The organism is Paracoccus sp. MC1854 (assembly GCF_014164635.1).
Lineage (GTDB): Bacteria > Pseudomonadota > Alphaproteobacteria > Rhodobacterales > Rhodobacteraceae > Paracoccus.
In genome coordinates this window covers 1-3,123 of record NZ_JACJFU010000091.1, presented here as the reverse complement: position 1 = coordinate 3,123, position 3,123 = coordinate 1, and the positions used below count along the sequence as shown (strand labels likewise).

Annotated in this window: 1 protein-coding gene and 1 pseudogene; one reads left to right on the top strand and one right to left on the bottom strand. The window is 62.6% G+C overall.

Features of this window, described 5'->3' with window-relative positions; translation table 11 throughout:
• Window positions 1–205 precede the first annotated feature (205 nt).
• Window positions 206–709 (top strand): annotated as a pseudogene (locus tag H5395_RS18045) (transposase); the annotation flags it as partial.
• A 158-nt stretch (window positions 710–867) separates the two neighbouring features.
• Here the strand turns inward: H5395_RS18045 and H5395_RS18040 are convergent.
• Window positions 868–2,319: a cellulase family glycosylhydrolase gene (locus H5395_RS18040; RefSeq protein WP_182793897.1), complete on the bottom strand. Its 1,452-nt coding sequence runs from the start codon at window positions 2,317–2,319 to the stop codon at window positions 868–870.
• Between the last annotated feature and the right edge of the window lie 804 nt (window positions 2,320–3,123).

Here is a 3,123-nt window from a genome sequence, read left to right as displayed (position 1 = left end):
CCGAGCCGAGCTAGGAAAGGTGCGAGCCAAGCCTCATAGGCAGCCCGCCAGTGGCTTGTGGTTGCTCTCATCACGGCACCTCCCGTGAGCACCACCCCGAACTACCACAAAACCTGGCAGAGTAGTGTTATGAACTGCCTCCTATTTCGACCGGACAGTCCGGCATGACCATGAAAGGCTCAAGCCTGTGCTTGAGGACATACTCATGCCCAACGGCGATATCCGCCGGATCGAGGTGATCACCGGCGTCGCGCGGCGCCGCTACTGGCCAGCCCACGAGAAGCTGCGCATCATCGAGGAGAGCCTAGCGGCGGGAGAGTCCGTCTCTGCCGTTGCCCGGCGCAACGGCGTGGCGCCGAACCTCCTGTTCCGGTGGCGCCGGCTGATGGATGAGGGGGGTGCGATGGCCGTGGGATCGAACGAGCCGGCGGTCGGCGCCTCCGAGGTCCGCAAGCTCGAGGATCGCGTCCGCGACCTCGAACGGCTTCTCGGCCGCAAGACGATGGAATGCGCATGGCTGCGCCATTGGTCCGAGCGGCCATGCGCATGAGATCCTGCGCGAAGCTCTGGCGAAGGCCCAGATGGAAAAACAGACCTTGCTCGCGCGGTCGCTGCTCAGAGGCGATTTCCAGTGAAGGTCGTGGCCGACACCCTGGGCGTGACGCGTTCAAACCTGATCGACCGGCTGCAAGGCAGAACAAAGCCGCGTCTCTGGAGAGAGCGGACTCTAAGCGATGGCTCGCCATCTCGTCAGTGCGGCAGCAGCCCGCCGCGGGGGCCGCAGGACCGAGACGAAGCCGAAAGGCTGACCTGGCCGGTCCCTGAGGTGACCTCGGCGACGTCTTGCGCCGAGGTCCAAGGTGCGGATCAGAGCAGGAAGTCGCCCGCGTCCAGCTTGTGCACACCATCGAGCACGATGTTGAGCTCGTAGGCCTTGCCGCTGTCGACGGTGGCCTGGACGTAGGTCTTCTTGTTGGCCTGATCGAAATAGACGCCGAGATCTCGGGCGCCGTTCAGCCAGTTCGATCCGACAACACGGAAGGCCTGGTCCCCCGAGCGGCCGATGTCCGCGTCGATGCTGCGCAGGTCGATGATATCGCCCTCCTGCCAGTCCTTAATGGCATTCCACTTGGTGGCTTCCCGGAAGACGAAGGTGTCCTTCCCGGCACCGCCATGGAAGGTGTCCTGCCCGCCATTGCCGCGCAGGACATCATCGCCGCTGGTGCCGCGCAGCACGTCATTGCCGCGCGTGCCCTCGATGATCTTCCCCATGGGCGCGGGAGCAGGTGTCGGCACCGGAGCCGGAACAGGCACGGGTACAGGCGCGGGGGCCGGCGGGGCAACCACGACCGGTGCGGGAGCGGGTGCAGGGAGCGGACCATTGTCCTGGTTCGCCAGTTCCTTGAAGGCATAATAGGCCTCCCTCGGCTTGCCGGCGGCGTCACGCAGACCGAAGCCCGGCTCATAGGCGGAATCCTGATACGAGAACCACATGATCGGCCCGGCCCAGGGCGTATCCTCGGCCAGGTCGACGGCTTCGCGCAGCATCTGCGCCGCCGTACCCGGGCTGACGGTCACGCCGCTGCCGGACTGCTTGGCGCCGTATTCCGTGATCCAGACCTGCTTGTCGCCGTCGCCATTCGCGATCATGGTCCCGCGGATGCCGTCCTCCATCATCTGCCAGCCGTTCCAGGCCTTGCTGTCGCCGGGCATCAGCGGGAAGCTGTAGGGATGGTAACCCACCGCGTCGAAGTAATCCTTCGCTCCGGCGTCATACATCTGCTTCAGGTATTCGACCGCGCCCCACATGCCGTTGCCGGTGGACGGGATCGAGGCGAGGCCGCCGGTGATGACAGTGGCATTGCCGTCGGCCGTGTTGATTGCGCCATGGGCGAGCTTCAGGATCTTCGTGTAATCCTGCGGCGAGACCCCGTTCATGTTGGGCTCGTTGTAGACCTCATAGTGATCGACGATGTGCCCATACCGCTTTGCCGCCTCTGATGCGAACTTCGCATAGGCGGCCTGATCCGCCGCCGAGGAGAGGGAACTCCCTATCCAGCCCGGCGTGTTGTTGAGGATCGCCACGATCTCGAAGCCCTTGGCGTCGACGGCATTGAAGACCTTGTCGACGAGGGTCCAGTTGAACCCACCGTTCCTGGTCGGCTGCACGAGCGACCAGTGGATGTCGAGGCGGACCCAATCCACCCCCATGTCCGCGTAATCCTGCAATTCGGCATGCATCTCTGCATCCGACTTGCCGAGCAACTCCCCGAAAGGCGTCGCAATTCCCAACTGTCCCGGTCTTGCCGTGGCTGCCATGATGGCGCGGTCCCTTGTTATCGATCTTGCCAGTGGACGGATGAAAAACCCGGTCCCCGCATCTGCCTGTGACTGGATGCGGCTACGGACTATCCATAGTTGTAAAAAGAATCAGATAAACAACTATAGGTTGTATACTTGCGTGAAAGGGTCCTCTCAATGGATTTCACCTGCGACATATTGGCAGGTGACAGTTAATTCTTTCCAAACGTCTGATGAATTTCATGTCTGAGCGCCTTTGCAGCTCAGGCCCTCGACCCGAAGTCCAAGGACAGCTCGCGTCGAAAGCCGCATCCACGAAAGAAAAGCTCCAACCGCTCAACCTGGCAGTTCACAGAAAGGCTGGGAGGCTCCGCTCGATGGGCGAGCGGAGCCCTTGATCAGAACCCGAAGGCGTCCTGCTCCACGTTGATGAAGTAGAAGTTCTGTGCGCTGAGGTCGTCCAGGTCGTAGTTGGCAAGACGCAGCGCCTGGTCCTTGTCCAGCCGGAGGATCATATCACTGCCGACCTGCCGACCTGCCGACCTGCCGACCTGCCGACCTGCCGACCTGCCGACCTGCCGACCTGCCGGACCCATATTGCGCGACAATCTTGATGAGACGCGCGCGTCAATCTGGATGAGCTTCTACGTCGCGGCGTCTGGCAGGGTATCAGCGTGATTGTCGCTGGCAAGGCTCTGCGGGCCGGGTGATTGACGCTCCGCGACAGACTGGGGCGTATTGTTGATTGTCGCGAATGCGGCCGGTCGTCCCCGTGTCCGCTTTGCCTCCATGGCGCTGCGCCGGCGATAGCTTTCGACATTC